The sequence below is a fragment of the Oceanospirillum sediminis genome (assembly GCF_014164585.1).
GTDB classification, from domain to species: domain Bacteria; phylum Pseudomonadota; class Gammaproteobacteria; order Pseudomonadales; family Halomonadaceae; genus Oceanospirillum; species Oceanospirillum sediminis.
The window spans coordinates 1-4,592 of sequence record NZ_JACJFM010000063.1 but is presented as its reverse complement, the minus strand read 5'-3'; the positions used below and the strand labels follow the sequence as shown (position 1 = coordinate 4,592).

2 protein-coding genes are annotated in these 4,592 nt (G+C 54.7%); both read left to right on the top strand.

Translation table 11 applies throughout. The features are described from left to right. A partial coding sequence (locus H4O21_RS23615) for a hypothetical protein (RefSeq protein WP_182812171.1) occupies window positions 1-528 on the top strand: 528 nt, incomplete at its 5' end. 241 nt (window positions 529-769) lie between these two features. Then, the coding region (locus H4O21_RS23610) for a hypothetical protein (RefSeq protein WP_220495828.1) at window positions 770-4,592 on the top strand (3,823 nt) is incomplete at its 3' end.

The window sequence follows — 4,592 nt, the reverse complement described above, 5'->3', positions numbered from 1 at the left end:
GAAGAACCAGTAGAAGTTGTTTCAGAATCCTCGGAAGGCACTGGCTCAGACGCATCAGAAGAAGAACCAGCAGAGGTTGTTTCAGAATCCTCAGAAGGCACTGACTCAGATGCATCGGAAGAAGAACCAGTTGAGGTTGTTTCAGAATCCTCAGTAGACACTGATTCAGGCACATCGGAAGAAGAACCTGCGGAAGTTGTTTCAGAATCCTCAGAAGGCGCTGGCTCAGGCGCATCGGGAGAAGAACCAGCAGAAGTTGTTTCAGAATCCTCTAATGAATCTGAAGTTGCAGATGATGACTCAACTGATGATTTATTTACATACGGTGAAGATCCAGCTGTTGGCGATTGGGTTGCGGAGATTGAAGAGGACGTTGAGCCTGAATCTACAGATGCAGGCTGGGTCGGTGAACTGGAAGAATCTTCAGACAGTGGTGATTCTGGTTCTGATTCAGACTTTGGTGATAGTAGTTACTCTGATGATGGCAACTTTGATGAAGGTTTGGATGCAGCTCCATTAGAATGGTAATTCTATTTAAAGGGTGAAATGAAAGGCTCTGGTATTTACCAGGGCCTTTTTTATGAGGTAAGAGGCCACTTATCTATATAAAAGATGCGATTAATTATTATTTTGACATCTGTATTGTAGAGTGTTCGCTCTCTATAACTTCTGGTCAGCTGGTTGAAGTTGTTGTAACAGTATAATCTGAGCGATAACCCAGAAAAGTTTTATATGTTTTGGGTGGGGACTTATAAAGGAGACTTTCACAATGGCTGATTCATCAGATAACAAGCCTGATCCACAGAATACAGATTCGAAAAGTATTGAAGAGCAGATTAATGAAGATGCTCTGCTTTTTGACGAATCAACCGTTTTGAGCCGCTCTGATGAAGAGCAGCGAGGCGATGATGATATAGATAATGCTGCGATCTCAGGTAAGGCTGAAGATTCTGGTAACGAGAATATTCAGACGGATACTCCTGATGATATTACAGTATTAGGTCAGGCATTTGATGAAGGCCGGATTGATGATGAAGATTTAAGTGAAAGACAAGAGCTTGAGTCTGGTGAAGTCAATACAGAAACAGTCAGTGATCGTAGTGATGGTGAACAAGACCCTGTCCCTCCTGTAAGTACCCCTAACCCTGATGGTGGAGCCGAGAGCCAGAACTCGAACTTTGTTCTGGATGGCACTTCAGAAGCATCAATAGAAGAAGTCATTGTTCCTTTGGATAGTGTTGATCCAGAAAGTCTAACAAATGAAACTGGGCAGATACAGGATGGTGGAATTGGCATTGAAGGTTCTGATGATTCACCCTTAGAGCCAGAGCCAGAGCCAGAGCCAGAGCCAGAGCCAGAGCCAGAGCCAGAACCAGAGCCAGAGCCAGAGCCAGAGCCAGATGATGGCGATGCAGACGCGGATGCTGACGCGGATGCCGATGCGGACGCTGATGCCGACGCCGACGCTGATGCTGATGCCGACGCCGACGCCGACGCCGACGCAGACGCAGATGCCGACGCTGACGCCGACGCAGATGCAGACGCTGATGCCGATGCCGATGCAGACGCTGATGCGGACGCAGATGCCGATGCTGATGCAGACGCTGACGCTGACGCAGATGCTGACGCCGATGCCGATGCGGACGCGGATGCTGATGCCGACGCCGACGCCGACGCCGACGCCGACGCCGACGCCGATGCTGACGCCGATGCGGATGCTGATGCGGACGCAGATGCCGATGCGGACGCAGATGCCGATGCTGACGCCGACGCTGATGCGGACGCTGATGCGGACGCCGACGCCGACGCCGACGCCGATGCTGATGCAGACGCCGATGCTGATGCAGACGCCGATGCGGACGCGGATGCCGACGCAGACGCCGATGCAGATGCTGACGCCGATGCAGACGCTGATGCCGATGCAGACGCGGATGCAGATGCCGATGCGGACGCAGATGCTGACGCAGATGCTGACGCAGACGCCGATGCTGACGCCGATGCAGATGCTGACGCCGATGCAGATGCAGATGCCGACGCAGATGCCGATGCAGACGCTGATGCTGACGCCGACGCCGACGCCGACGCAGACGCCGATGCCGATGCCGATGCCGACGCAGATGCTGATGCCGACGCCGACGCCGACGCCGACGCTGATGCTGACGCCGACGCAGATGCTGACGCTGATGCAGATGCCGACGCGGATGCCGATGCTGACGCCGACGCAGATGCCGATGCGGATGCAGATGCAGATGCCGATGCCGACGCTGATGCGGACGCCGATGCTGATGCGGACGCCGATGCCGATGCCGATGCAGACGCTGATGCTGACGCCGACGCCGATGCAGATGCTGATGCAGACGCGGATGCCGATGCTGACGCAGACGCCGATGCCGATGCTGACGCCGACGCCGACGCAGACGCAGATGCGGACGCTGATGCAGATGCCGACGCAGATGCGGATGCTGATGCAGACGCGGATGCCGATGCTGACGCAGACGCAGACGCCGATGCCGATGCCGATGCCGACGCAGATGCGGACGCCGATGCTGATGCCGACGCCGACGCCGACGCCGACGCTGATGCAGACGCGGACGCAGATGCCGATGCTGACGCTGATGCGGATGCGGATGCTGATGCAGACGCCGATGCTGACGCCGACGCCGATGCAGACGCTGATGCTGATGCTGATGCAGATGCAGACGCGGATGCCGATGCTGACGCAGACGCCGATGCAGACGCCGATGCCGACGCTGATGCTGATGCGGATGCTGACGCCGACGCCGACGCTGATGCTGATGCAGACGCGGATGCCGATGCAGACGCAGACGCCGATGCCGACGCAGATGCGGACGCCGATGCTGATGCAGACGCGGACGCAGATGCCGATGCTGACGCTGATGCCGATGCAGACGCTGATGCCGATGCAGACGCTGATGCCGATGCAGACGCTGATGCCGATGCAGACGCTGATGCCGATGCGGACGCTGATGCCGACGCAGACGCAGACGCAGACGCAGACGCCGATGCTGATGCCGATGCGGATGCCGATGCGGACGCAGATGCCGATGCTGACGCTGACAGCGACTCCGATTCGGATAGCGACTCTGATTCGGATAGTGATTCGGACTCGGATAGTGACTCTGACTCCGACAGCGATTCGGACTCTGACAGCGACTCCGATTCGGATAGTGACTCAGACTCTGACAGCGACTCGGACTCCGATAGTGACTCAGATTCTGATAGCGACTCTGACTCTGACTCGGATAGTGACTCTGACTCGGATTCGGACAGCGATTCAGATTCCGACAGTGATTCCGACTCGGACAGCGATTCAGATTCCGACAGTGATTCCGACTCGGACAGCGATTCAGATTCCGACAGCGACTCTGATTCGGATAGTGATTCGGACTCGGATAGTGACTCTGACTCCGACAGCGATTCGGACTCTGACAGCGACTCCGATTCGGATAGTGACTCAGACTCTGACAGTGACTCAGATTCCGATAGCGACTCTGATTCGGATAGCGATTCAGATTCTGACAGTGATTCAGATTCCGACAGTGACTCAGACTCCGACAGCGACTCTGACTCTGACAGCGATTCAGATTCGGATAGTGACTCAGATTCTGATAGCGACTCTGACTCGGATAGTGACTCTGACTCGGATTCGGACAGCGATTCAGATTCCGACAGTGATTCCGACTCGGACAGCGATTCAGATTCCGACAGTGATTCCGACTCGGATAGCGATTCAGACTCGGATAGTGACTCAGACTCCGACAGTGATTCAGACTCGGATAGTGACTCAGATTCTGATAGCGACTCTGACTCTGACTCGGATAGTGACTCGGATTCGGACAGTGATTCCGACTCGGACAGCGATTCAGATTCCGACAGTGACTCTGATTCCGACAGCGATTCAGATTCGGACAGTGATTCAGATTCGGATAGCGACTCTGACTCGGATAGCGACTCCGACTCCGATTCGGATAGTGACTCTGACTCAGACTCCGATAGTGACTCAGATTCGGATAGCGACTCTGACTCCGATAGTGACTCTGACTCAGACTCCGATAGTGACTCAGACTCCGATAGTGACTCAGATTCGGATAGCGATTCGGACTCGGATAGTGACTCAGATTCCGACAGTGACTCTGATTCCGACAGCGATTCAGACTCCGACAGCGACTCCGACTCTGACTCCGACAGTGACTCAGACTCTGACAGCGACTCAGACTCCGATAGTGATTCAGACTCCGACAGTGATTCAGACTCCGACAGTGATTCAGACTCCGACAGTGATTCAGACTCCGACAGTGATTCGGACTCTGACTCGGACAGCGACTCAGACTCTGACAGTGATTCGGACTCTGACAGTGACTCTGACTCGGATAGCGATTCAGACTCCGACTCCGACTCCGACTCCGACAGTGACTCTGACTCGGATAGTGATTCAGACTCCGACAGTGATTCAGACTCCGACAGTGATTCAGACTCCGACAGTGATTCAGACTCCGACAGTGATTCGGACTCTGACTCGGACAGCGACTCAGACTCTGACAGTGATTCGGACTCTGACAGTGACTCTGACT